Consider the following 23,898-nt stretch of genomic DNA (forward strand, 5'->3'; position numbering starts at 1 on the left):
CGCCCAGGCAGCGCTGGTTACACTCGATTGATTGAATTGCGCCAGAGAGGTTCCTATGCCACCCGCCCACAGTCACAGCAGCCCCGCTCCCGTCCCCTTGTGGAGTGCCTGGATGCAACAGGCACAAAGCAGCCCGTGGCTCAGCGCAGGCTTGGGCCTGAGCTTGCTGGCGGTGCTCGGCCTGCTGGTCGCCAGCGCGTGGAATGCTGTGCATGGCGACCACCAGCAAAACCTGCACATGGCCATACTCGGCGGCCTCGCCGGATTTGCCGCCACCGCCCTTGGCGCAGTCATGGCAGTGGTGCTGCGCGAGGTCAGCGCGCGCACCCAGGATGTGATGCTCGGCTTTGCCGCCGGGATGATGCTCGCCGCCAGCTCCTTCTCACTGATTCTGCCGGGCCTCGACGCCGCGCGGGAGATCACCGGCAACGGCCCGTACGCGGCACTGACGGTGGTGGTCGGCATGGGTCTGGGGGTCTTGCTGATGCTCGGCCTTGACCGCTTCACCCCGCATGAGCACGAAAGTACCGGCCCTTGCGGCCCACAGGCGGAGCGGATCAACCGGGTGTGGCTGTTCGTCCTGGCCATCACCCTGCACAACCTGCCCGAGGGCATGGCCATCGGCGTCAGCTTTGCCAACGGTGACCTTAATGTCGGCCTGCCGCTGACCAGCGCCATCGCCATCCAGGACATTCCCGAAGGTTTGGCCGTGGCGCTGGCACTGCGCGCCACCGGTCTCTCGACCTTCAAGGCGGCGCTGGTGGCCATCGGTTCTGGTTTGATGGAGCCCATTGGCGCAGTGATCGGCCTGGGTATTTCCACCGGCTTTGCCATTGCCTACCCGGTGAGCATGGGCCTGGCAGCCGGGGCGATGATTTTCGTGGTGTCCCACGAAGTGATTCCGGAAACCCACCGCAACGGCCACCAGACCTCGGCAACCCTGGGCCTGATGGGCGGTTTTGCGGTGATGATGTTCCTCGACACCGCCCTGGGTTAAACGTGCACGGCCACCCGCAGCGCTTCCAGGGCCGGCGCTGCGGCGATGCCGACTTCGGCACACAGCTCCAGCACCCGCGGCAGGTCGTCGTTGCCGACCAGCACCATCTGCAGCTCGTCATCGAGCAACTGGCTGAAGTTCATCAGCACATAGCCGCCGGCTTCCTTGTTCATCGCCCCCATCTGCACCTGGATGCGGTTAAGCGCGGTCAGCGCCTCGACTTTGGCCAGTTGCTTGGGCTTGAGGTTGAACGGCACGCTCTTGTCGAAAGAGTCGGTGATCTGCTGGAACAGATCCTGATAGCTATCAGCCTGGAACAACACGGTGTCGGGCAGGCTGCCGACGACAATCCACTCACCCAGCGGGATAGGGAAACTGTCGTCGTAGTTGATGTCCGGGTTGGCGGCGAGAAACGCCTGCGGGTCGGCATAGGCCTGGGCGGCTTCGTCGGCGATACGCGCGACTTCGTCCTCGCCCATGCAGCCAGCGCTGATTTTGCCGATGAGTTCGGCCAGTTGGAGTTTCATGAAGGGGCCCTGCGACGCTGAAAAAAGTCGCCAAGGATAGCCGCAAAAGGCCCCGTGGGGTTAGCCGAGCAGCTTGAGCAACTGCTCGGTGGTCTCGGGCGCGCCCATGGTTTGCGCCGCGCCCAGGGCATCGGTGCCACGAGCGTCGCGATGGCGCGGGTTGGCGCCCTGGGCCAGCAGGTAGTCGACAATCACCGTGCGGTTGAACATCGCCGCCATCATCAGCGCGGTGCGTCCATCGGCGGACGCGCCATCGACCTCGGCGCCCTTGTCCACCAGCAACTGGACCATCTCCAGGTTACCCTTGAAGGCCGCGCCGGCAATCGGCAACTGGCCCTTGTCATTGGCGATCTGCGGGTCGGCGCCGTGCTCGAGCAGTACCGCCACGGCATCCAGGTGCCCGTGGTAGCTGGCAAGCATCAGCAAGGTGTCGCCATTGCCATTGCGCAGGTTCACTGGCAAGCCGTTTTCCAGCAAGCGCCCGAGTATCACCGCGTCGCCCTTGCGCGCCCGGTCGAAGACCTCTTCGGCAAACGCTGCCGCCTCGTCGTCGTTCATCGGCGTTGGCCTGCGTTGGTCAGACATGGGGAACCTCCTGGCTATCGGAAAGGCCCAAGTCTTGAGCAGGGAGCGCGGCGGGTCAACGGTGGATAAGTCATGGCCATGACAGAAGAAATCTATTGGCCAAGGCGATACTGCAAAATGCACTGTGCAAAATGCACGACCATGCAGAATGCACGGCACACCTTTCCCAACTAAATCTTAAGCCATTGATTTATAAGGATTTTATAAAATCAAAAAGCTGGCACAGTCGCTGCACCTGTCACTCCATGTCTGCCACTAACAGTCAGGAGCTGATATGGACCTCATCCAGGAAAAATTTGCCTCGGTATTCTCCGCCTACGATGTCACCACCCAGGCGCGCCCCGATGGCGGAATTCTGCTGACCCTGCGGGCAGCCGACGGTACCCAGACCAAGCGCTCGATTTCTTATGCCCAGCTGCATAGCGCCGAACAACTGTCGTGGGCGATCAGTGCGATTCGCCGCGACCTGGCTGAACAGGCCAGTGAGCTGCCGGTGATTTCGATGCTGCAAAGCCAGCAGCGGTTTGCCTTGCCGACTTATCGGTAACTTCGCGGGGGCAAGCCCGCTCCTACCTGTAGGAGCGGGCTTGCCCCGTGATGGCGTTTATCAGTCGTCAAGCCGCGGGAACATCTTGGCAATCGAATCGCCAGTAAACCGTACAAGCCCACCTTCCGGCCGGTTGAACACCCGGATCGCCACGAACCGCGGCTCCTCGCCCATGTCGAACCAGTGCCGAACCCCTGCCGGCACGCCGATCAAATCGCCCTTCTCGCACAACACCGCATAGATGTAGTCCTCGATCCGCAGGCTGACCAGCCCGCGCCCGGCGGCAAAAAAGTGCAGTCGCTCTTCGCCACAGGTGTGCTCATCGCGCAGGCTGGTATCCGCTTCGCGGCTTACCTCGACACGGGCGTAACCGGTCTCGGCTTTTAGCGCATCGATACTGGCTTGATAAGCGCCGATCAGTTGCTGGTCGCTGGCGCCCGCCTGAATCGGCGCGCCAGCCTGCCAACGGGCAAAACGCACGCCCTGCTCTTGCAGGGTCGCGGCGATGTCCTCCAGGTGAGTCAGTACCTTGTTTGGGGTGTCCGGGGTGGACTGGTGATACACGCTAAGGCTGCTCATCGGGGCAACTATCCTCTTTCATTCGAAGCGCAATGATAACGGCTGCAGCCAGGGCTGCGATGCTGGCAATACTAAAGGTGGTAGCCGGCCCCAGCAGGTTCCAGCTGTAACCCGAATACAGGGCGCCCAAGGCGCCGCCAGTGCCGGCCAGTGCGGCATATAACGCCTGCCCCTGACCTTGCTGGCGGGCCGCGAAGCTGCGTTGCACGAAGGCGATGGCGGCCGCGTGAAAACTGCCAAAGGTGGCCGCATGCAAGAGCTGGGCGAGCAACAGTACGCCCAAATGTTCGGCAAAATTGCCGAGCAACGCCCAACGCACTGCCGCCAGGGCAAAGCTGGCCAGCAGCACCCGGCGCAGCGATACCCGCGCCAGAATCCAGCTCATGGCCAGGAACATCAGCACCTCGGCCACCACCCCCAGCGCCCAGAGCATGCCGATGGTGCCACGGCTGTAGCCCAGGTGCTCAAGGTGCAGAGTCAGGAAGGTGTAGTACGGGCCGTGGCTCAGTTGCATCAGCGCCACGCACAGGTAAAACGCGGCAACCCCGGGGCTGGCCAGTTGCTTGAGAAAGCCGCCGCCGCTGGCCCGCTCATTCTGCCCCGGCGGCTGGGCATTGGGCACCCAGAGGCTGGCCAGGACGATACCGGCCATGATAATCACCAGCGCCAGCGGGTAGATGTCCAGGCTCAGCCAGTCGAACAAGCGGCCAAGCCCGACTACGGTGAGGATGAAGCCGATCGACCCCCACAGGCGGATCTGGCTGTAACGCGCGGTCTGCCCCTGCAGATGGGCTAGGGTGATGACTTCAAACTGCGGCAATACCGCATGCCAGAAGAACGCATGCAGGGCCATTACCAGCGCCAGCCAGGCGTAGCTCTTGGCGAAGAAGATCAGCGAAAAGGTCGCCAGGGTCGACAACGCCCCCAGGCGCACGATCAGCAGGCGCTGGCCACTGCGGTCACCCAGCCAGCCCCACAGGTTGGGGGCCACGCAACGCATCAGCATGGGAATGGCGACCAGCTCGCCGATGCGCGCGCTGGAAAAACCCAGATGATCGAAATACAACGCCAGAAACGGCGCGGTCGAACCAAGCAAGGCGAAGTAGAACAGGTAGAAGCTGGACAGCCGCCAGTAGGGAATCGCCGCCACGGCTCAGCGAGCCGCAGCGCGATTGGCCGAGGCGGGCATTACAGCTGGCCCAGTACCGGGGTGTTCACGCGTACCTCGGCGTTCTGCCCGCGATGGCGCAGCAGGTGGTCCATCAGCACGATGGCCATCATCGCTTCGGCGATCGGCGTGGCGCGGATACCCACGCACGGGTCGTGACGGCCCTTGGTGATGACCTCGACCGGGTTGCCATCGACGTCGATGGAGCGGCCCGGGGTGGTGATGCTCGACGTCGGCTTGAGGGCCAGGTGGGCAACGATCGGCTGGCCGGAGGAAATACCGCCAAGAATGCCGCCGGCGTTGTTGCTGAGAAAACCCTCTGGGGTCAGCTCGTCACGGTGTTCGGTGCCGCGCTGGGCGACGCTGGCAAAACCTGCGCCGATCTCCACGCCCTTGACTGCGTTGATGCTCATCAACGCATGGGCAAGCTCGGCGTCCAGGCGATCGAAGATCGGCTCGCCCAGGCCCGGCATGACACCTTCGGCGACCACGGTGATCTTTGCCCCGACCGAATCCTGGTCACGGCGCAGCTGGTCCATGTAGGCCTCAAGCTCAGGGACTTTGTCCGGGTCGGGGCTGAAGAAGGCGTTCTGCTCCACCGAATCCCAGGTCTTGAAAGGGATTTCGATCGGGCCGAGCTGGCTCATGTAGCCGCGAATGCGAATACCCTGGCTGGCCAGGTACTTCTTGGCGATGGCGCCGGCGGCCACGCGCATGGCGGTTTCGCGCGCCGAGCTGCGGCCACCGCCGCGGTAGTCGCGCTCACCGTACTTGTGGTGGTAGGTGTAGTCGGCGTGGGCCGGGCGGAACAGGTCCTTGATCGCCGAGTAGTCCTTGGACTTCTGGTCGGTGTTGCGAATCAGCAAGCCGATCGAGCAACCGGTGGTGCGGCCTTCGAACACACCCGAGAGGATTTCGACTTCGTCGGCTTCCTGGCGCTGGGTGGTGTGGCGGCTGGTGCCGGGCTTGCGCCGATCGAGGTCGTGCTGCAGGTCGGCCAGGGAAATTTCCAGGCCCGGCGGGCAGCCATCGACAATGGCGACCAACGCCGGACCATGGCTTTCGCCAGCGGTGGTGACAGTGAACAGCTTGCCGTAGGTATTGCCGGACATGCAGGACGCTCCGCGAATCAGCCAGATTTGAACAAGGCCGCCAGTATACGCAGGCTAACCATTCAGTTCATCCCTGACGGCGAACCTTCTGCGCCCGCGCCGGTCCAAACCGCACTCTCTCGATAGTGGCCCGATGATGTTGCGTATTGTTGCAGTAATCGCCTTGCTGTTCAGTGGCCTGGTCCAGGCTGCTGCCCCCGTCGTATTCCAGCGCCCGCTCAGCCTCGATACCGGCAGCGGCGTGCTGCACGGCAGCCTGCTGTTGCCGCGCACCGAGCAGCCGCCACCGGTGGTGCTGATCATTGCTGGCTCCGGGCCGACCGATCGCGACGGTAACAACCCCTACGGCGGCAATACCGACAACCTCAAGCAACTGGCCCTGACCCTGGCGAAAAACAATATCGCCAGCGTGCGTTACGACAAGCGCGGCGTCGCCGCCAGCCTGGCTGCTACGCCGGATGAGCGTGACCTGACGGTGGAACGCTATGTTGCCGACGCGGTGGCCTGGAGCCAGAAAATCAAGGCCGACCCACGCTTCGGCCGCCTGGTTCTGCTTGGCCACAGCGAAGGGGCGCTGATCGCCAGCCTTGCCGCCGAGCACAGCGGCGCCAGCGCGGTGATCAGCATTGCCGGCAGCGGCTGGCCGATCGACAAGGCGCTGCGCGCGCAGATGTTTGACCGCATCCCGGGGCGCTACATGGCCAGTGCCCATGACATCCTTGACCGCTTGAAAAACGGCAAGACTTCTTCCCGCGTGCCGCTGCCACTGCAGGACGTCCTGCGCCCGAGCGTGCAGCCCTACCTGATTTCGCTGTTCCGCCAGGACCCGGCCGAGGCCTTCGCCAAGGTCAAGGTACCGGCATTGATCATCCAGGGCACCCATGACTTCCAGGTCGGTGTCGATAACGCCGAGATCCTCAAGGCGGCCAAGCCGGATGCCGAACTGGCGTTGATCAAGGGCATGAACCACATGCTGCGCATCGCCCCCGAAGAAATCAGCCAGCAACGCGACAGCTACCTTGACCCGCAACTGCCGCAAGCGGCCGAACTTGGCCAGCGCGTTGTCGACTTCATTCAGCGGTTGCCCGCCAGCTGAGGCCAATTCGCAGAAATTACGCCTCCAGTCCAGGCCAATCCTGCCGATAAAGCGGTGCTGGCATCGTCAATGCGACCAGCCCGCTGCGCACATGAGGATTGCCGTGATGACCGAAGCCGCCCCCCAGGACACCGCCGAGACGACTGCCGAGCAGGCAGCAGCGGAAGTTGCCCCCCTGCCCTGGGCCGATGTTACCCCCGAACATTTCCAGATGCTGCGCCTGGCGCCGTTGCCGACCGACCGCAACAGCGGTGCGCGGCCGCTGCGCTTTGTCCAGTACGGTTATGCCGAACGCCACAGCAAGCAGACCAGCCTGCTGCGCATGGCCATCCAGCTGCCGGCGCAAAAAGTGCGCAAGGAACAGAACCACCTCGATGTGTGGGTCGACCATGAAGAAAAGCATGTGACCTTCACGCCCGACACCGGCTTGCAGATCGAGCCGCTGAACCGCGGCCTGGGGCGCTTTCTGCTCAACCAGGCGGTGCAGTGGGCGCAGCGCAAGTGGCCGCACTACCGGGTCGAAGGTGCGGCCCTGCCAAGCAAGGATGCGCTCAACGAAGACACTCGCCTGCGCCGCGACCATGTGCTGCGCAGCCATGGCCTGGAGGTCGAGTACGCCGATGCCCAGCACCTGAAGGGGCGCTTCGTCGATGTCCAGGTTGGCGAGCTCAAGGGCGGCTGGAACACTGACAAGGTGCAGCGGGTCGAGATCCTCGATGCCGCGCAGATGCTGCAACAGGCCGAGCAGACCTTGCAGGAAAAAGAGGCGCAACTGCGCGAGCGTGACGAGCGAGTCAGCAAGTACCGCCGTGAAGACAGCGGGCTGCGTTTTACCATCACTTGCCTGGTGGCCTTTGCGGTGTTTCAGGCGGGGTTGTTGATCTGGATCGCGACTCACCGCTGAATCTATCGCGGGGCAAGCCCGCTCCTACAGGAGCGGGCTTGGTGCCTACACCTTCGAGGCAAACAGCCCCTGGTGCTGGCGGCACTGCTCAGCCGTGAGCATGAACACCCCGTGGCCGCCGCGCTCGAATTCCAGCCAGGCGAAATCCACCTCCGGGTACAACGCCTCGACATGCACCTGGCTGTTGCCCACCTCGACAATCAGCAACCCTTTGTCGGTCAGGTGATCGGCCGCTTCAGCCAGCATCCGTCGCACCAGGTCCAGGCCGTCGTTACCGCAGGCCAGGCCCAGCTCCGGCTCGTGGTGATATTCCGCGGGCATGTCGGCAAAGTCTTCGGCATCGACGTACGGCGGGTTGGACAGGATCAGGTCGAAACGCTGACCCGGCAGGCCGGCAAAACCGTCGCCCTGCACTGTATACACACGCTCTTCCAGGCCATGGCGCTCGATGTTCTGGTTGGCGACTTCCAGTGCCTCGAACGACAGGTCGGCCAGCACCACTTCAGCCTCGGGGAACACTTCGGCGCTGACGATGCCGATGCAGCCGGAGCCGGTGCACAGGTCGAGGATGCGCGCAGGTTCGCTGGCCAGCCACGGTTCGAAGCGTTTTTCGATCAGTTCGCCGATCGGTGAGCGCGGAATCAGCACGCGCTCGTCGACGATGAACGACAAGCCGCAGAACCACGCCTCGCCCAGCAGGTAGGCGGTCGGCACGCGGTCTTCGATGCGGCGCTTGAGCATGCGCTGCAGGTTGACCAGCTCGTCGTCTTCCAGCTGGCAGTCCAGGTAGGCATCGGCGACTTCCCAGGGCAGGTGCACCGAGCCCAGCACCAGCAGCCGCGCTTCATCCCAGGCGTTGTCGGCGCCATGACCGAAAAACAGGCCATGCTCGTGGAAACGGCTGACGGCCCAACGGATATGATCGCGCAGGGTGCGCAAGCGAGAAGTGATCACAACAGACTCCTTGAAAGACGACCTGCGATTCTAACAGCCCGGCAAAAGAAATGATCGGCAAAAACAACCTGTAAGGATATCGCCAGGGTGGCTGCAGGCCACTAACGACGCTGCTTGTACGCGAAGCGATTCACATAACTGCTCAGGCAGGGGACAATAGGGTAAAAGCCCTATCCAAAGGAGCCCTTGATGTCTGTTCCAACGACGATGTTCCACCTCAGCGGCCGCGGCTATCCGCCGGCCAAGCTGAACAACGCCAGCCTGGTGATTATCGATGCGCAAAAGGAGTACCTCAGCGGTCCCCTGGCGCTCTCGGGCATGGACGCGGCCGTGGCCAACATCGCTAAAATGCTCGAGGCGGCCCGCAAGGCCGGGCGCCCGATCATCCACGTGCGTCACCTGGGTACCGTCGGCGGCATGTTCGACCCGCAGGGCCCACGCGGCGAATTCATCCCGGGCCTGGAGCCTGTGGGCGATGAAGTAATCATCGAAAAGCGCATGCCCAATGCCTTCAAGAACACCACCCTGCACGAGACCCTGCAAAAGTACGGGCACCTGGACCTGATCGTCTGCGGCTTCATGAGCCACTCCAGCGTCAGTACCACCGTGCGCCGGGCCAAAGACTACGGTTACCGCTGCACCCTGATCGAGGATGCCTGCGCCACCCGCGACCTGCCGTTCAAGGACGGCGTGATTGCAGCCGCGCAGATCCAGCAGAGCGAGATGGCGATCATGGCCGACAACTTTGCCTGCGTGGCACCAACCACCAGCCTGATCTGAGCGACCGCCCGGCAGCCGGGCGGAACCACCTCAAGGCTTTTCGGTCCAACGCCGGATATCCATAGAGGAAATCGGAATGAAAATATCCGATGGTTTTGATGCCAAACGCTTGCGCCCACGCACGCCCCGTAACTGGGGCATGCGCCTGGCGGCGGCGTTTTCGGCGTTGCTGGCAACCGCCGGCGTGCTGCTGGCCATGGCCGGCGCCGCCAGCCTGCTGGGCCACCCCGCTGCTCTGGGCGAGCTCAACGCCAACCCGGCCGGCGCCAGCGTCCTGCTGGGCCTTGGCCTGTTGCTGCTGTACCTGGGTGTGTGGTTCTGGCGCCGCAGCCGCTTGCGCCTGCGCCGCAGCCGCGAGCTCAACCTGTCACCGCACCTGATGAAAAAACACGATTGACTGCACGCTTTGGGGGAGTCGCGTAAACTACGCCGCCCTGGCGGAGGCTTACATGCAAGACGACGATTTTTCCCTGTTCAAAAGCGAGATGCGCGGCGTCAAGCCGATCACCCATGATCGCGCCGAAGTCGGCAAACCCAAGGCCGACCGCAAGAAACTGGCAAGCCTGCGCCAGGCCGCGACGGTCCGTAGCGACCAGACCGTGGTCGATGGCCTGTCGGACCAGTTTGTGATTGATGTCGGCCCCGAAGACGATCTGCACTGGAGCCGTGACGGCGTCCAGGAAAGCCAGATGCGCAAGCTCAAGCTCGGCCAGATCGGCTTCGAAGGCAGCCTCGACCTGCACGGCATGACCGTCGAAAAGGCCCGGGAAACCCTGTGGGCCTTCCTTGCCGAAGCCACCCGCTTCGAAGTGCGCTGCGTGCGCGTCACCCACGGCAAGGCAGTGCGCCTGGATGGCAAGCGACCGATGATCAAGAGCCACGTCAACACCTGGCTGCGCCAGCACCCTCAAGTGCTCGGTTTTACCTCATGTCAGGCCCGCCATGGCGGTACTGGCGCGGTGTATGTCATGCTCAAGCGAACCATGCTCGAAGGCCGTGACGAGTAACGCCGTACTTGCAGCGCCGCCGTCACCGCCGTACCCTTCGCGTTTGCGATAAATCCCACAGGTAGATCCATGTCCCTGGAACAGAACTACACCGCGATCCTTGGCCAGCTTGGCGAGGATGTCTCCCGCGAGGGCCTGCTCGACACGCCCAAGCGGGCTGCGAAGGCCATGCAGTACCTTTGCCGCGGTTATGAGCAAACCCTGGAAGAAGTGACTAACGGCGCCCTGTTCAGCTCCGATAACAGCGAAATGGTCCTGGTCAAGGACATCGAGCTGTACTCGCTGTGCGAACACCACATGCTGCCGTTCATCGGCAAGGCCCACGTGGCCTACATCCCTGACGGCAAGGTCCTGGGCCTGTCGAAGGTGGCGCGGATCGTCGACATGTACGCACGCCGCCTGCAGATTCAGGAAAACCTCAGCCGCCAGGTCGCCGAAGCGATCCAGCAGGTCACCGGCGCCCTGGGCGTTGCCGTGGTCATCGAGGCCAAACACATGTGCATGATGATGCGCGGTGTGGAAAAACAGAACTCGACCATGATCACTTCGGTGATGCTCGGCGAATTCCGCGAAAACGCCGCGACCCGCAGCGAGTTTCTCAGCCTGATCAAGTAATCGGGCCAGACTGCAAGCCGACCTTTCGTGGTCGGCTTTTTTTATCCTTTGGAGTTGCCATGATCGTCAAAGCACTGCGTGTGGGCCTCGGCCAGTTGATTGTGTTCGGTGACTGGATCAGCCGCCCGGCCAAGCTCAAGCGCGACCCGGCCGCCCAGGCCCTGGTCGAGCAACAGGCCAAGGGCCTGAGCCTGTACCAGTTTCATGCCTGCCCGTTCTGCGTGAAAACCCGCCGCACCCTGCACCGCCTGAACGTACCGGTGGCACTGCGCGATGCCAAGAACAACCAACAGGATCGCCAGGCCCTGCTTGCCGAAGGCGGCAAGATCAAGGTGCCGTGCCTGCGTATCGAGGAAGACGGCAAGACCACCTGGATGTATGAATCCAAGGTGATCATCGACTACCTCAACAAGCGTTTTGCCGCCTGATCGCTCAACCGAGCATGGTCACATGACGGGGATGGCTGGCCACACGCTCCAGCCATGCCTGGATGCCAGGGTAGCCGTCGAGGTCAAAACCGCCCTGGTGGGCGACATGGGTGTAGGCGTACAGCGCGACGTCGGCGATCGAATAGCGATCACCCACCAGGTAAGGCGTTAGCTGCAGTTGCTTCTCCATCACCCGCAGGGCCTTGTAGCCGCCTTTGTGCAGGGTCTTGTACTCCTCCAGCCGCTCTTGCGGCAGCCCCAGGTAAAACTGGATGAAGCGTGCCACGGCGATGTACGGCTCATGGCTGTACTGCTCGAAGAACTGCCATTGCAGCACCTGGGTGCGCAAGCGCGGTTCGGTGGGCAGGAACTCGCTACCATCGGCGAGGAAGTTGAGAATCGCGTTGGACTCCCACAGGTAGGTGCCATCCTCGAGTTCCAGCACCGGCACCTTGCCATTGGGGTTCATGGTCAGGAACTCAGGGGTTTCCGTCTCGCCCTTGAGGATATCCACCGAATGCCATTCATAAGGCAGGTCGAGCAGGTGCAACATGAGCTTGATCTTGTAGCAGTTGCCCGACTGGTAGTCGCCGTAAACCTTGTACATCGCTCCCCCTCTTCGTAATGCTGAATCGAACCCGCGCCCATAGTTGGCGACTGTACGGCTAATTGCAATGCCTGCTGTATGGCAAAGATCAACAGTACGCACGGTAGTCTGAAAAAACTGCTTACATCCAGAACAAGGAATGCCCCCATGCCCGACGCCACGTCTGCGCAATTGCGCCCTTTGGCCGACTCCTCGCCGTCTGCGGTGGTGGCCGGCTTCATCGCCATGCTCACCGGTTATACCAGCTCCCTGGTGCTGATGTTCCAGGCCGGCCAGGCTGCCGGCTTGACCACGGGGCAGATCTCGTCGTGGATCTGGGCGCTGTCGATCGGCATGGCGGTGTGCAGTATCGGCCTGTCGCTGCGCTATCGCACCCCGATCACTGTCGCCTGGTCGACCCCCGGCGCGGCACTGCTGATCACCAGCCTGGGCGGGGTCAGCTACGGCGAAGCGATCGGTGCCTATGTCACCTGCGCGGTGCTGGTGGTGATCTGCGGCATGACCGGCAGTTTCGAGCGCCTGGTCAAACGCATTCCGGCCTCGCTGGCCTCGGCATTGCTGGCCGGGATCCTGTTCAAGATCGGCAGCGAGATTTTCATTGCCGCCCAGCATCGGACCGCGCTGGTGCTGGGCATGTTCTTCAGCTACCTGTTGATCAAGCGCGTTTCGCCGCGCTACTCGGTATTGGCAGCGTTGGTAGTCGGCACGGTGCTGTCCGGGGCCATGGGCCTGCTGGATTTCAGCGGTTTCAGCCTGGAAGTGGCCACCCCGGTGTGGACCACGCCGAGTTTCTCTCTGGCGGCGACCATCAGCATTGGCATTCCGCTGTTCGTGGTGGCCATGACCTCGCAGAACATGCCCGGTGTCGCCGTGCTGCGCGCCGACGGCTACCAGGTGCCGGCCTCGCCGTTGATCACGGTGACCGGCCTGGCTTCATTGCTGCTGGCACCGTTCGGCTCCCACGGCGTCAACCTGGCCGCCATCAGTGCAGCGATCTGCACCGGCCCGCATGCCCATGAAGACTCCAGCAAACGCTACACCGCGGCCGTCTGGTGCGGGATTTTCTACGGCATCGCCGGGGTCTTCGGCGCCACCCTGGCGGCGCTGTTCGCCGCCCTGCCCAAGGAGCTGGTGCTGTCGATTGCCGCCCTGGCATTGTTCGGCTCGATCATGAATGGCCTGACCGTGGCGATGAACGAGGCCAGGGAGCGCGAGGCGGCGCTGATCACCTTCATGGTCACCGCCTCTGGCTTTACCCTGTTCTCGATCGGTTCGGCATTCTGGGGGATCGTCGCCGGGGTGCTGACCTTGATGATTCTCAACTGGCGTAAATAGTCGTAGGGACGCCGCTCCTACAGGCGAAAATGCCCGACCATCCCCTTCAAGTCATTGCCCAACTGCGCCAGCTCGATACTTGAGCTGGCATTGCCCTGCATGGCCAGCGCCGACTGATCGGCGCTGCTGCGGATCTGGGTGACGCTGCGGTTGATCTCCTCGGCTACCGAGCTCTGCTGCTGCGCCGCTGCGGCAATCTGCTGGTTCATCTGCTGGATCAATGACACTGCCGCGGCAATGCTGCCTAGGGCGCTTTCGGTGTGCAGGGCATCGCTGACGGCCAGCTTGACCAGCTCGGCACTGCCCTGGATCTGCGCCACCGAGGCCTGGGCACCGCTGCGCAAGCTGCTGACCAGGCGCTCGATCTCCTCGGTCGATTGCTGGGTACGCCGGGCCAGTGCCCGCACCTCGTCGGCGACCACGGCAAAACCGCGGCCCTGCTCGCCGGCCCGCGCGGCCTCGATGGCGGCATTGAGCGCCAGCAGGTTGGTCTGTTCGGCGACGCTCTTGATCACTTCAAGTACCTGGCCGATGTTCTGCACTTCGCTGCTGAGGTTGTCGATGCTCTGGCTGGCTGATTCAGCAGAGCTTGCCAGTTGCTCGATCCGCTGCATGCTCTGGCGTACCACCTGCTGACCGCTCTCGACCTTGTCGTCCGCCGTTTGCGCCGCCAGGGCAGCCTCTTCGGCGTTGCGCGCAACATCATGCACGGTAGCGGTCATCTGCTGCATGGCGGTAGCCACCTGCTCGGTCTCATCCTTTTGGCTGTTGACCTCGCGGTTGGTCTGCTCGGTGACTGCCGACAGCGACTGGGCGTTGCTGGCCAGTTGTTCGATACCGTTTTGCAGGCCACTGACGATGGCGCTCAAGCCCGAGCCCATCTGCTGCATGGCCAGCATCAGCTGACCGACCTCATCACGCCGATCGATACTGATTTCACCACGCAGGTCACCGGCGGCTATCTGCTGGGCGCGGCCCATCACCTGGCGCAACGGCCCGACCACCGCACGGGTGATCAACCAGGCCGCCAGCACCCCGACCAGCAGCGCCATCAGCGCAGCGCCAAGGATCAGCACGGCATTGCGCTGCAGTTCGCCTTGCATGGCCTGGTCTTCAGCGATCCGGGCCTGGTCGACCTGGCGGGTGACCTGTTCGGCACGCGCTTGCAATTGCTGCTTGAGCTGCTGCTCACGGCCAAGCAGGTCGGTGTATTCAGCAAGTTTTTCAGTGAAACTGGCGATGTGCGTGCTGACCTCGCCGAGCACGGTCTGATAGCCAGCGTCGGTCACCGCGGTTTTCAATTGCTCGACCAGTGCTGCTGCCTGCTCGGTCTGTTCGATGCGGCCCTGGCGGGCATCGTCGGCGCCCTTGCGATTCTGCTCAAGACGCACGCGCGCTTCGTCCATGGCCTGCAGCATCAGCCGTGCGACTTGTGCCACCTGCCCGGCTTGCTCGACGAACTCGGCGCCCTGCTGGCCCTGGGTGTCCTTCAGGGTATAGGTGCCGTCGTCGGCGAGCCCGGACTGCAGCACATCCAGGTTGTTGGCCACGCTTGAGACCGACCAGCTGGCCATGTCCAGCGCCAGCTCCTTGGCCTGGGTCAGTTCGACGAACTGGTCAAAGGCCTGGCGGTAGTCGTTCAGCGCCTGTTCGACGCCGCTCAGTTGCTCCAGCGTCCGGGCTTGCTCTTGCAGGGCGTCGAGGCGCTGGTGCACCGCGTCTACCGACTTGGGATCGGAGCGCAGGGCGAATGCCTGTTCCTGCAAGCGGGTATCGAGCAGCGCGGTATTGAGCGCCGCCATCTGCTTCAAGCCATCGAAGCGCTGCCCGACGCCGTGCAGGGCGGCAACCCCCGCTGCCGCCACCACCGCCGTCAGCAGTAGCACCAGGGCAAAGCCCAGCCCGAGTTTGCGGGCCATGCCCAGGTTGGCGAAAAAACCACGCTTGGCCGAACTCATCGCACTACCCCCTGCTGCCCGCAAATGCATCAAGCCTCAAGAGTGGCAATGGCACGGCCAGCGGCACAAGATCCCGGCGTCGGAATAATGGCAAAAAGCTACAGTTGCGTCGTTTTCAGGACTGCCGAGGTCGTCCGGCGCGCTGAAAGAACGCCTGCGCGCGCTGGTCCTGGGCATAGGCGACATTAATCCGCAGCCAGTCACAGGCAGCGCCCTGGGGGTCAAAGGCACTGCCCGGCGCCAACAGCACCGAACAGGCCTGGGCCTCGCGGCTGAGCTCGGCAAAACTGCGTCCCGGGCAGCGCGCCCAGACGAACATGCCGCCATAGGGCTCGGTAAACACCTCCCAGCCATAGGCCTCCAGTTGGCCCAGCGCCTTGGCCATGTGCTGGGCCAGGCGCAGGCGCAGACGCGCCGTGCTTTTGCGGTAGCTGCCGTTGCCGAGCATTTGCGCCACCACCTGCTCGGTAAACCGCGAAGTCCCCAGGCCACTGACCATTTTCGCTTCCGCCAGGCGCGCAACCAGTTCCGCCCTGGCCACCAGGTAGCCAACCCGCAGCGAACTGCTCAGGGTCTTGGAAAAGCTCGCCAGGTAAATCACCCGCTGTTCAGCGTCCAGGGTTGCCAGACGCGTCACCGCACCGTCCTGAAAGTCCGCGTAGATGTCGTCCTCGATGATCAGCAGGTCATGTTCGCGTGCCAGCTCCAGCAAGCGATAGGCGACCTTGGGCGACAGGCTGCTGCCGGTGGGGTTCTGGTACAGGCTGTTGATGTACAGGCAACGTGGCCGGTGCTGCTTGAGCAGCGCCTCGAGCACCTGCAGATCAGGCCCCTGCGGAGTACGCGGCACTTCGAGCATGTCGACGTGATGCTGGCGCAACAGGCTGTAGAGGTTGTAGTAGCCCGGGCTTTCCACCAGCACCTTGTCGCCGGGCTTGAGCAACGTGCGCACCAGCAAATCGAGGGCATGGCTGGCGCCCTGGGTGGTGAGGATCTGCTCGGGCGCGGCGTCGATGCCGATCTGCCCCAGGCCCTTGTGCAGCTGGGTACGCAGGCTGGCCAGGCCCAGCGGCGGACAATAGTCGATCAAGTCCTCGACCGCGCCGCGGCTGACCTGGCGCAGCGCCTGGGCAATGGCTTCGGTAGCGCGCCAGCTGGAAGGTACCCAGCCACAGCAGAGCTTGAGCAACTCGCCGGGGTCATCGGTGAACTGCTGCCAGCGGCTGTCGAAGGCCTCGTCATGGATCGGCTGATCAACCAGCGACGCCTGCAGGCGCTGTTCGGCGACGAAGAATCCGGCGCCATGGCGCGCCTGCAGCCAGCCCGCCGCCACCAACCGGTCGTAGGCTTCGATCACGCAGGACTGGCTGACACCCTGCTCGCGGGCCAGTTGGCGAATCGACGGCAAGCGGCTACCCGGGCGCAGGCGCTGGTGTTCGATCCAGGCCTGCAATTGCTCACTCAGTTGCTGCACGAGCGGGCGGGAGGAGTGGCGATCGAGGCTCAGGTGCATGGCAAAGTGTTCGCTGATTTTATCCGAACAGTTAACCACAAAACCCTCGCCAGTGTGCCTTGTGACGCCCACGCGATCACCGGATAGTCGGCCCATCGACAAGGAGCCGAACCATGCCCACCCCGCGCCACCCCGCCCTCCTGGCCTTCGCCCTGTGCCTGATCACCTTTGCGGTCAACCTGCAGGCACCGCTGTACACCGCTTACGCCGAGCTTTCCGGTGAGGGCGCCGGGGCCACGGCCATGGCCTTCTGCGGGTATGTGCTGGGGGTAATCCCGGTACTGCTGTTGCTCGGTGGCCTGGCCGACCGGGTCGGGCGGCGGCCGCTGATCCTCATCGCCCTGGCCCTGTCGATGCTTGCCACCTTGCTCATGCTCTTGGCGCCGGGGCTAAAGACCCTGGGCCTGGCGCGCCTGCTGCTGGGCATCGGCACTGCGCTGGCGTCGGCCACCGGCACTGCCTACATGGGCGAACTGATGCACGGCGGCGACAACCGCCATGCCGCCACCTGGGTCACCGCCAGCACTTCGCTGGGCTTTGGCCTCGGCGCGGCGCTGACCAGCCTGTTCCTGCTCAATGGCCCAAGCCTGACCCCGGGCAGCTTCTATCTGCACCTGGCGCTGGCCTGCCTGGCGATGCTGGCGGTATGGCAATTGCCCGACCGGCGCCTGGCCCCACCTGCCGCGCTGTTGCGCCTGCCCTGCTACCCGGCCGGCAGCCTGCCCTACGGTTTGGCAATTCTGCTGGCCTGGGCCTGTGTCGGCCTGGTGATTGCCTTGCTGCCGTCGATCCTCAAACAGCATGGCCTGGCCAACTGGTCGGGGTTCTCGACCTTTTGCGTGATCAGTTGCGGGTTGTTGTTCCAGCCCCTGGCCAAGCGCCTGGCGCCGGTGCGGGCCACGGCCATTGGCCTGGTGATCTTGCCCTGCAGCTACGCGCTGCTGGCCTGGGGCGCCGACAGCGGCGCGCTGGCGGCAGTGCTGCTGGGCACCATCGCCGCCAGCAGTGCCTGTTATGGCTTTATTTACCTGGGCGGGCTGTCAGCGGTGAACACCCTGGCGGGCGAGGAAAAAACCCGCGCCAGCGCAGGCTTCTTCCTGTTGGCCTACATGGGCTTCAGCCTGCCAGTCATCCTTACCGGGCTGCTGGTCGATCGCCTCGGCCCGGGTAATGCCCTGCTGGTGTTCGGCCTGGTGTTAGTGGTTGGCTGCCTGCTGGTGGGCCTGGCCCTGGCACGCAGCCACAAGGCGCTCGCTCTGCCTGCGCTGGCAGGCGTCAAATAGCCGTGGCGCCGCCATCGACTGCCAGGGCCTGGCCCGTTGTAAACGCCGCACCATCGCTGCACAGGTAAAGCACCGCACTGGCGATCTCCTCGACCTTGCCGATGCGCCCGACCGGGTGCATGGCGGCGGCGAACTCGGCCTTGCGCGGGTCGGCCTCATAGGCGCGGCGGAACATGTCGGTATCGATCACCGCCGGGCACACGGCGTTGACGCGAATCTTCTTCTTGGCGTACTCGATGGCCGCCGATTTGCTCAGGCCGATCACCGCATGCTTGGAAGCGCTGTAGATGCTCATCTTCGGCGCGGCGCCAAGGCCGGCCACCGATGCCGTATTGACGATGGCGCCGCCGCCCTGGGCGAGCATCAACGGCAACTGGTACTTCATGCACAACCACACACCCTTGACGTTGACGCCCATGATCGCGTCGAACTCGGCCTCGCTGCCTTCGGCCAGGCGGCCCTGCTCGATCTCGATGCCGGCGTTGTTAAAGGCGTAGTCCAGGCGCCCGTAAGCCTCGACCGTGCGCCCCATCAACTGCCGCACATCGGCCTCGCGGGTGACGTTGCAACTGACGAACAGCGCCTCGCCGCCGCTGTTGCGGATCAGCTCGACCGTGCCTTCGCCACCTACGGCATCAAGGTCGGCCACCACCACTTTCAACCCCTCGGCGGCAAACGCCAGCGCCGTCGCCCGGCCAATCCCCGCAGCACCACCGGTGACCAGGGCAACCTGGCCAGAAAAACGCATGCTCATCGCTAGCTCCTGCAACAAAGTGAGGTCAGTGATCAGGAGTCTAGGCAGCGATTAGCGCCATTGGGCAGCATCATCAGGGCGCCGGTTGGCGCACTATCGGCCTGGGTGATTGTCTTCCCCAGTATCAATCAGCGCAGTGGATTACCCTGCATTCGCCAGGCGGGTAAACCTTGCCGCCTGGCCAAACAAGGTCTATCAACAAGCATTGCCCTTCAATCGAGAGCCTTGCCATGACTGCCCAGACCAACCGCCGCTTCCTGCTCGCCAAACGCCCGACCGGCGCCGTGACCCGCGACGACTTCAGCTACGAACAGGTGCCGGTGGCCGAACCTGGCGAAGGCCAGATCCTGGTAAAAAACCTGTATCTATCCCTGGACCCGGCCATGCGCGGCTGGATGAACGAAGGCAAGTCGTATATCCCGCCAGTGGCCCTGGGCCAGGTGATGCGCGCCCTGGGCGTCGGCGAGGTGATTGCCTCGAAACACCCGGGCTACGCCGTCGGCGATCACGTCAACGGCGCCCTGGGTATCCAGGACTATTTTGTCGGCGAGCCCCAGGGCTTCTACAAGATCGATCCGAAACTGGCGCCGCTGCCGCGCTACCTGTCCGCGCTGGGCATGACCGGCATGACCGCCTACTTCGCCCTGCTCGACGTCGGCACCCCGAAAGAAGGCGATACCGTGGTGATTTCCGGTGCTGCGGGCGCGGTCGGCAGCATTGCCGGGCAGATCGCCAGGCTCAAGGGCTGTCGTGTAGTGGGTCTCGCCGGCGGCAGCGAAAAGTGCCAGTACCTTAAAGATGAACTGGGCTTTGACGGGGTCATCGACTACAAGGCAGAGGACGTCCTGGAAGGCCTCAAGCGCGAATGCCCGAAAGGCGTCGATGTGTTTTTCGACAACGTCGGCGGCGAGATTCTCGATGCCGTGCTCAGCCGTCTGAACTTCAAGGCGCGAGTGATCATCTGTGGCGCCATCAGCCAGTACAACAACAAGCAGGCGGTCAAGGGCCCGGCCAACTACCTGTCACTGTTGGTCAACCGTGCACGCATGGAAGGCTTCGTGGTCATGGACCATGCCGCCAACTACGGTAAGGCGGCACAGGAGATCGCCGGCTGGCTGGCAACCGGCAAGGTGAAGAGCAAGGAGGATGTGGTCGAAGGCCTGGAAACCTTCCCCGAGACACTGTTGAAGCTGTTCAGCGGGGAAAATTTCGGCAAGCTGGTGCTTAAGCCCTGATCTCGGCGACCACTGCTGCCAGCGCCTGGGCAGGGTCGGCGGCCTGGCTGATCGGGCGACCGATCACCAGGTAGTCGGAGCCTGCATCCAGGGCCTGGCGCGGGGTCAGGATGCGGCGCTGGTCGTCCTGGGCGCTGCCGGCCGGGCGAATGCCCGGGGTCACCAGTTGCAGCGACGGGTGCGCAGCCTTCAGTGCCGGCGCTTCCAGCGCCGAGCACACCAGGCCGTCCATGCCGGCCTTCTCGGCCAGGGCCGCCAGGCGTAGCACCTGCTCCTGCGGCTCGATGTCCAGGCCAATACCGGCCAGGTCTTCGCGCTCCATGCTGGTCAGCACCGTCACGCCGATCAGCAGCGGCTGCGGGCCGCTGCGCTGGGCCAGCACCTCACGGCAGGCCGACATCATGCGCAGACCACCGGAGCAGTGCACGTTGACCATCCACACGCCCATCTCCGCGGCGGCCTTGACGGCCATGGCGGTGGTGTTGGGGATATCATGGAACTTCAGGTCGAGGAACACTTCGAAGCCCTTCTCGACCAGGGTTTCGACAATGCCCGATGCGCTGCTGGTGAACAGCTCCTTGCCGACCTTGACCCGGCACAGGGCGGGGTCGAGCTGATCGGCCAGCTTCAGGGCGGCGTCACGGGTAGGGAAATCCAGGGCGACGATGATGGGCGTCTGGCAGGCGGACATGGGCGGGTCTCTTGGCAAGTCTTGAACGGCGCGCATTGTAAACGAAGCGGCGGCCCGTGGGGGGCCGATGATCGCGAAATGGCCGCGGCCCACCCCTGCCCCTATAATTGAACCAATGAATGATGCTTTGGCTCCAATTTAGTGAAGCAGTGTCATTTGCTGTTTAAAAGGAGAATTACATGCCCTGGTATGCCTGGTTGATTCTGGTGCTCGCAATCGGCTCCATCGTCGGTGGCCTGATGTTGCTGCGCGATACCGCGAAAAAGCTGCCCTTGACCGAGGAGCAGCTCAAACGTGTGCATGAGCGCAATGCCGAGATGGATGCCAAGGATGCGCAAGACCGCTGAGCCTTCTGCACGGCCCGGCAACGCACGGCGTTACTTGTAGCGCGCCGCCGCCGAACTGCGCGAAAGATTCGGCCCCAGCGCATCCCGCGCCTTGATGTACGCCTGCCAATCCGCCGCTTGCGGCAATGAAGGAATGGTTACCAGCTCGTTCTGGTCCAGCCCGCTCAGTGCCGCGTCAACCATCTCCCCTACTTCCATCACCATCTGCGGGTCGATCTGGTTCACGTCAAGGCCTGAACGCTCGAAGATTTCCGTACGGGTCACCCCGGGCAGTACAGCCTGAACCTGTATCCCCTTGTCTTTCAACTCACCGCTCAGCGTCTGGGTCAGGCTCAGGACATAGGCCTTGCTCGCGCTATAGACGGCGTTGAACATTTCCGGCGCCAGGGCCACGACTGAAGCGATGTTGATGAGGGTCCCCCGGCCGGCGTTGGCGAACTGTGTCGCAGCAGCAGAAGCCAGGCGGGTGACAGCGACGATGTTGAGTGCGACCACTGCATCGATCTGTTGCGCGGTAACCTCCGCCAGGGTGCCATGCAGGGCGATGCCAGCATTGTTGACCACTACCGCAATGCGGTGGTCGTCACGCAGACGCTTCTCGACCCGGGCAAGGTCGGCGGCTTCGACAAGGTCCGCAGTCAGCACTTCGACACTTACGCCATGACGGGCCTGCAACTCATTCGCCAGCGCCTGCAAGCGTTGGCCGTCCCGTGCGACCAGAAGCAGGTCGTGCCCGCGTGCTGCCAGGCGCTCGGCGTAGACAGCACCGATTCCTGACGATGCACCGGTGACCAGTGCCGTAGTGGTTAATGAAGAATTCGACATGACAGTGATCTCCAAAGGCTCGACGAAAGAGAGGAACAAGTGCGCCAGATAAAAATATTATGATCATAATATTTTATCAACCCGAGCCGACCAAAGGCATCGCACAGCCAAGAAAAAGCCGGTCAATGACCGGCTCCTTCCCTGTGGGTGATCAATTGACCGTGAGCTTGTCCCGATTGCGATCCAGCAGTGCCTTGCCAATACCCTTGATTTCGAGCAGTTCATCCACCGAGGTGAAGGCGCCGTGCTCATCACGGTAGGCGACGATGGCTTCGGCTTTGGTTTTGCCAATGCCGGTCAGGGTGGTTTGCAGGGTTGTGGCATCGGCCTGGTTCAAATCGAGCTTGGCAACCGGCAAAGTGACCATGGCGGCCGTCGGCTCGACTTGTGGTTGCGCCGCCATTGCCGAAAGCGAGACGGCAGTAAACAGTGGCAGAAAGAGGTACGACAGGACGGTGTTGCGCATGGGGAAACTCCTTGGCTATGAATTTGCAGAGCAGCATTTCCTTGGCTGCTACCGAAACCTAGACCGGCAAGAGAGTCGGCGCAAATGTGTCCACAGCGGATTGTTTTACCAAACAAGTCTCAACAGTATTCGAGCGTAGCTGTAGCACAAACGCTTGTGCAAACGCGCCCCACTACAACAGATGTAGTAAACTCCCGCGCACTTTGTGAGGGGGAGTCAAATGCGTAGAAGGGAATTTATTGTTGGCCTGGGCGTGGTTGCCCTGGCAGGGATCGCCACGAAAGTTATTGTTTCGGGTTCGTCGAATGCACTTAAAACACCAACCGGCATGGACTGGCTGCCGTTTGACTTGCTGGCCCTGAATGCCGATGGAACCGTTACAGTAAGTAAAGACGCGGCCAAGATCATGGACAAGATTTCCATGCTGCCGTCGGCCGATGCCGAGTCGCTGGCAGCCGGCGCGCATGATCCTTTCCAGATCCGCATCGACAACGGCTCGGGTGCCAGTGCTCGCAGTTTCATTGGCGCCAGCAATCCAAACCAAGGCCCGTTTGACCTGAGCAAGCTGACCGTCATCCGCGCGCCGGGGCCTGAGCCCAAAGCGCTCGACTGGGCCCAGGGCGGCAAGTTTTACCGCGCGTTGATTCCGGCCGGCTCCGATCCACGGGCCGTTACTGTATCGAATGTGCTGGACGAATACTCCCGGCCAAAGCCGCTGCACGAGTTCGCCGACCTGGAACAGGCTGGCGAGGAAGGCTGGTTCTTTGATCAGAAAGAACGCACGCTCTATGTCAGCAAAAAACTTGCAACTAATGTCAACGCACTGAAAGATATCCTCGGCATTGTGTATCGCCAGCCCGGCACTACTACAATGCGCGTACAAGGCGGTGAAGCCTATTTCGAAAACCTATTGTTCCTCGGTGTCCTGCCGTGGGTACTGAATGCCTCTGGCCTGGTGTCCAAGGCGGTCTTCAAGAACTGCGCGTTCTGGTATTCCCCGGGTTCAGGTATCGCCAACGAAGGCGGCTATGTTGTTCTCGATGGCTGCGAAATCTATCGTAACCGCGACCATGGTTTGGTCTCACGTAAAAGCGGTGATACCCAACCCAAGCACATCGTTATCAATACCAAGGTTAGGTACGCCGGCGATGTAGATACATACGGCTCCACGCGTAACAGCCAAAGCGGTTTATCGATGAATGATAGCGGGCTGGCCGTCATCATGGGCTGTGACATTCGCAAATCGTTTGGCCCTAATATCGTCGACAGCGGTGCCGGCGCCGGTAGCCAAGGCGTCTCCTGGTGGTATGGCGTGCACTGCGAGGAAAGTCTGGGGACGCATCCGATGAACTTCGGAGCTCAAGGTGTACGCACCGTCTGGATGGAACATTGCAGTGAAGGCAACACCAAGGGGACGTCAGTGCGGGTTGCCGGTGAAGGCACGGTACTCCATCACGCCAATAATACAGTCGGCAAGTTTGTAAGCGATAAAGGCGGTCAAGTACTGCATTTCAGCGAAGTTTAAGTAGTTCGGTACATGCGTATAAAAAAGTCGCCTGCGGGCGACTTTTTATACCAACAATAT

The 23,898-nt window shown here is 62.7% G+C and carries 27 protein-coding genes and 1 pseudogene; 14 read left to right on the top strand and 14 right to left on the bottom strand.

Going from position 1 to position 23,898, the window contains the following annotated elements; translation table 11 throughout:
- Nucleotides 1-55: 55 nt before the first annotated feature.
- Nucleotides 56-997: a ZIP family metal transporter gene (locus LOY54_RS19895; protein ID WP_258607670.1), complete on the top strand. Its 942-nt coding sequence runs from the start codon at nucleotides 56-58 to the stop codon at nucleotides 995-997.
- On the opposite strand, the gene LOY54_RS19900 is transcribed toward LOY54_RS19895, so the two are convergent.
- Complete coding sequence (locus LOY54_RS19900) at nucleotides 994-1,524, bottom strand: hypothetical protein (RefSeq protein WP_045195293.1); 531 nt, start codon at nucleotides 1,522-1,524, stop codon at nucleotides 994-996. The genes LOY54_RS19895 and LOY54_RS19900 overlap by 4 nt on opposite strands.
- A 60-nt stretch (nucleotides 1,525-1,584) precedes the next feature.
- Nucleotides 1,585-2,109: an ankyrin repeat domain-containing protein gene (locus LOY54_RS19905; protein WP_045195295.1), complete on the bottom strand. Its 525-nt coding sequence runs from the start codon at nucleotides 2,107-2,109 to the stop codon at nucleotides 1,585-1,587.
- Between the two features lie 274 nt (nucleotides 2,110-2,383).
- On the opposite strand from LOY54_RS19905, the gene LOY54_RS19910 reads away from it, so the two are divergent.
- Nucleotides 2,384-2,656, top strand: coding sequence for a DUF3509 domain-containing protein (locus LOY54_RS19910; protein ID WP_045195296.1), 273 nt, complete (start codon nucleotides 2,384-2,386; stop codon nucleotides 2,654-2,656).
- A 60-nt stretch (nucleotides 2,657-2,716) separates the two neighbouring features.
- Here LOY54_RS19910 and LOY54_RS19915 read toward each other — a convergent pair whose 3' ends face one another.
- Genes LOY54_RS19915 through aroC form a run of 3 tightly spaced genes read right to left on the bottom strand, consistent with a single transcriptional unit; the run spans nucleotide 2,717 to nucleotide 5,515 of the window.
- Nucleotides 2,717-3,235, bottom strand: a complete 519-nt coding sequence (locus tag LOY54_RS19915; protein WP_195884783.1) for an acireductone dioxygenase — start codon at nucleotides 3,233-3,235, stop codon at nucleotides 2,717-2,719.
- Entirely contained in the window at nucleotides 3,222-4,385 is a 1,164-nt protein-coding gene (locus tag LOY54_RS19920; protein ID WP_258607672.1) for an MFS transporter, read from the bottom strand. The genes LOY54_RS19915 and LOY54_RS19920 overlap by 14 nt, the downstream gene beginning before the upstream one ends.
- Nucleotides 4,386-4,423: 38 nt before the next feature.
- Nucleotides 4,424-5,515, bottom strand: a complete 1,092-nt coding sequence (gene aroC, locus LOY54_RS19925; RefSeq protein ID WP_045195301.1) for a chorismate synthase — start codon at nucleotides 5,513-5,515, stop codon at nucleotides 4,424-4,426.
- A gap of 133 nt (nucleotides 5,516-5,648) precedes the next feature.
- On the opposite strand from aroC, the gene LOY54_RS19930 reads away from it, so the two are divergent.
- Nucleotides 5,649-6,611 carry an alpha/beta hydrolase gene (locus LOY54_RS19930; RefSeq protein WP_093380483.1) on the top strand — a complete coding sequence of 321 codons (963 nt, stop codon included), beginning with the start codon at nucleotides 5,649-5,651 and terminating at the stop codon, nucleotides 6,609-6,611.
- Nucleotides 6,612-6,717: 106 nt separating this feature from the next.
- On the top strand, nucleotides 6,718-7,515 hold the full coding sequence (locus tag LOY54_RS19935) for a hypothetical protein (protein WP_045195305.1): 798 nt from the start codon (nucleotides 6,718-6,720) through the stop codon (nucleotides 7,513-7,515).
- 45 nt (nucleotides 7,516-7,560) lie between these two features.
- On the opposite strand, the gene prmB is transcribed toward LOY54_RS19935, so the two are convergent.
- Nucleotides 7,561-8,469, bottom strand: a complete 909-nt coding sequence (prmB, locus tag LOY54_RS19940) for a 50S ribosomal protein L3 N(5)-glutamine methyltransferase (protein ID WP_258607673.1) — start codon at nucleotides 8,467-8,469, stop codon at nucleotides 7,561-7,563.
- A 189-nt stretch (nucleotides 8,470-8,658) separates the two neighbouring features.
- Here prmB and LOY54_RS19945 point away from each other — a divergent pair, with 189 nt between their 5' ends.
- The 5 genes from LOY54_RS19945 to LOY54_RS19965 all read left to right on the top strand — a co-directional run bounded on the left by LOY54_RS19945 (nucleotide 8,659) and on the right by LOY54_RS19965 (nucleotide 11,299).
- The gene (locus LOY54_RS19945) at nucleotides 8,659-9,249 is read left to right on the top strand and encodes a cysteine hydrolase family protein (protein WP_045195307.1); all 591 of its coding nucleotides are present in this window, start codon (nucleotides 8,659-8,661) and stop codon (nucleotides 9,247-9,249) included.
- Nucleotides 9,250-9,325: 76 nt separating this feature from the next.
- Nucleotides 9,326-9,646 (top strand): hypothetical protein, encoded by a 321-nt coding sequence (locus tag LOY54_RS19950; RefSeq protein WP_045195308.1) that lies wholly within the window; start codon nucleotides 9,326-9,328, stop codon nucleotides 9,644-9,646.
- Between the two features lie 52 nt (nucleotides 9,647-9,698).
- Nucleotides 9,699-10,256 carry a Smr/MutS family protein gene (locus LOY54_RS19955; RefSeq protein WP_038994072.1) on the top strand — a complete coding sequence of 186 codons (558 nt, stop codon included), beginning with the start codon at nucleotides 9,699-9,701 and terminating at the stop codon, nucleotides 10,254-10,256.
- A 69-nt stretch (nucleotides 10,257-10,325) separates the two neighbouring features.
- The gene (gene folE, locus LOY54_RS19960) at nucleotides 10,326-10,871 is read left to right on the top strand and encodes a GTP cyclohydrolase I FolE (RefSeq protein ID WP_045195310.1); all 546 of its coding nucleotides are present in this window, start codon (nucleotides 10,326-10,328) and stop codon (nucleotides 10,869-10,871) included.
- A 59-nt stretch (nucleotides 10,872-10,930) separates the two neighbouring features.
- Nucleotides 10,931-11,299, top strand: a complete 369-nt coding sequence (locus LOY54_RS19965) for a glutathione S-transferase N-terminal domain-containing protein (protein ID WP_045195311.1) — start codon at nucleotides 10,931-10,933, stop codon at nucleotides 11,297-11,299.
- 4 nt (nucleotides 11,300-11,303) lie between these two features.
- Here the strand turns inward: LOY54_RS19965 and LOY54_RS19970 are convergent, their stop codons facing one another.
- Nucleotides 11,304-11,906, bottom strand: coding sequence for a glutathione S-transferase family protein (locus tag LOY54_RS19970; protein WP_045195312.1), 603 nt, complete (start codon nucleotides 11,904-11,906; stop codon nucleotides 11,304-11,306).
- 147 nt (nucleotides 11,907-12,053) lie between these two features.
- On the opposite strand from LOY54_RS19970, the gene LOY54_RS19975 reads away from it, so the two are divergent.
- Complete coding sequence (locus LOY54_RS19975) at nucleotides 12,054-13,241, top strand: benzoate/H(+) symporter BenE family transporter (protein ID WP_258607674.1); 1,188 nt, start codon at nucleotides 12,054-12,056, stop codon at nucleotides 13,239-13,241.
- 17 nt (nucleotides 13,242-13,258) lie between these two features.
- Here LOY54_RS19975 and LOY54_RS27705 read toward each other — a convergent pair whose 3' ends face one another.
- The 3 genes and pseudogenes from LOY54_RS27705 to LOY54_RS19985 all read right to left on the bottom strand — a co-directional run bounded on the left by LOY54_RS27705 (nucleotide 13,259) and on the right by LOY54_RS19985 (nucleotide 16,712).
- Nucleotides 13,259-14,140: a methyl-accepting chemotaxis protein gene (locus LOY54_RS27705; protein WP_408980601.1), complete on the bottom strand. Its 882-nt coding sequence runs from the start codon at nucleotides 14,138-14,140 to the stop codon at nucleotides 13,259-13,261.
- Nucleotides 14,120-15,229: pseudogene (locus tag LOY54_RS27710) on the bottom strand (HAMP domain-containing protein); the annotation flags it as partial. The pseudogene LOY54_RS27710 and the gene LOY54_RS27705, both read right to left, overlap by 21 nt.
- A gap of 85 nt (nucleotides 15,230-15,314) precedes the next feature.
- Complete coding sequence (locus LOY54_RS19985; protein ID WP_258610739.1) at nucleotides 15,315-16,712, bottom strand: PLP-dependent aminotransferase family protein; 1,398 nt, start codon at nucleotides 16,710-16,712, stop codon at nucleotides 15,315-15,317.
- Between the two features lie 113 nt (nucleotides 16,713-16,825).
- Between LOY54_RS19985 and LOY54_RS19990 the strand changes: the two genes are divergently transcribed.
- Entirely contained in the window at nucleotides 16,826-17,995 is a 1,170-nt protein-coding gene (locus LOY54_RS19990) for an MFS transporter (RefSeq protein ID WP_045195317.1), read from the top strand.
- Here LOY54_RS19990 and LOY54_RS19995 read toward each other — a convergent pair.
- A complete protein-coding gene (locus LOY54_RS19995) occupies nucleotides 17,988-18,749 on the bottom strand; it encodes an SDR family oxidoreductase (protein ID WP_045195319.1) in 762 nt (253 codons plus the stop codon). The two genes, LOY54_RS19990 and LOY54_RS19995, sit on opposite strands and share 8 nt — an antisense overlap.
- Nucleotides 18,750-18,979: 230 nt before the next feature.
- On the opposite strand from LOY54_RS19995, the gene LOY54_RS20000 reads away from it, so the two are divergent.
- Nucleotides 18,980-19,984, top strand: a complete 1,005-nt coding sequence (locus tag LOY54_RS20000) for an NADP-dependent oxidoreductase (RefSeq protein ID WP_258607676.1) — start codon at nucleotides 18,980-18,982, stop codon at nucleotides 19,982-19,984.
- Here LOY54_RS20000 and pyrF read toward each other — a convergent pair.
- A complete protein-coding gene (pyrF, locus tag LOY54_RS20005; RefSeq protein WP_038994059.1) occupies nucleotides 19,974-20,675 on the bottom strand; it encodes an orotidine-5'-phosphate decarboxylase in 702 nt (233 codons plus the stop codon). The two genes, LOY54_RS20000 and pyrF, sit on opposite strands and share 11 nt — an antisense overlap.
- Before the next feature lie 179 nt (nucleotides 20,676-20,854).
- Here pyrF and LOY54_RS20010 point away from each other — a divergent pair, with 179 nt between their 5' ends.
- Nucleotides 20,855-21,022, top strand: coding sequence for a DUF2897 family protein (locus LOY54_RS20010; RefSeq protein ID WP_010224101.1), 168 nt, complete (start codon nucleotides 20,855-20,857; stop codon nucleotides 21,020-21,022).
- Nucleotides 21,023-21,052: 30 nt separating this feature from the next.
- Here the strand turns inward: LOY54_RS20010 and LOY54_RS20015 are convergent, their stop codons facing one another.
- Both LOY54_RS20015 and LOY54_RS20020 read right to left on the bottom strand, forming a co-directional pair.
- On the bottom strand, nucleotides 21,053-21,847 hold the full coding sequence (locus LOY54_RS20015; protein WP_093380462.1) for an SDR family oxidoreductase: 795 nt from the start codon (nucleotides 21,845-21,847) through the stop codon (nucleotides 21,053-21,055).
- A gap of 151 nt (nucleotides 21,848-21,998) precedes the next feature.
- Nucleotides 21,999-22,313 (bottom strand): helix-hairpin-helix domain-containing protein, encoded by a 315-nt coding sequence (locus tag LOY54_RS20020; RefSeq protein ID WP_045195325.1) that lies wholly within the window; start codon nucleotides 22,311-22,313, stop codon nucleotides 21,999-22,001.
- A 220-nt stretch (nucleotides 22,314-22,533) separates the two neighbouring features.
- Between LOY54_RS20020 and LOY54_RS20025 the strand changes: the two genes are divergently transcribed.
- Nucleotides 22,534-23,838 (top strand): right-handed parallel beta-helix repeat-containing protein, encoded by a 1,305-nt coding sequence (locus LOY54_RS20025; protein ID WP_258607677.1) that lies wholly within the window; start codon nucleotides 22,534-22,536, stop codon nucleotides 23,836-23,838.
- Nucleotides 23,839-23,898 lie beyond the last annotated feature (60 nt).

Origin of the sequence: Pseudomonas sp. B21-032, from assembly GCF_024748965.1 — a bacterium.
Taxonomy (GTDB): domain Bacteria; phylum Pseudomonadota; class Gammaproteobacteria; order Pseudomonadales; family Pseudomonadaceae; genus Aquipseudomonas.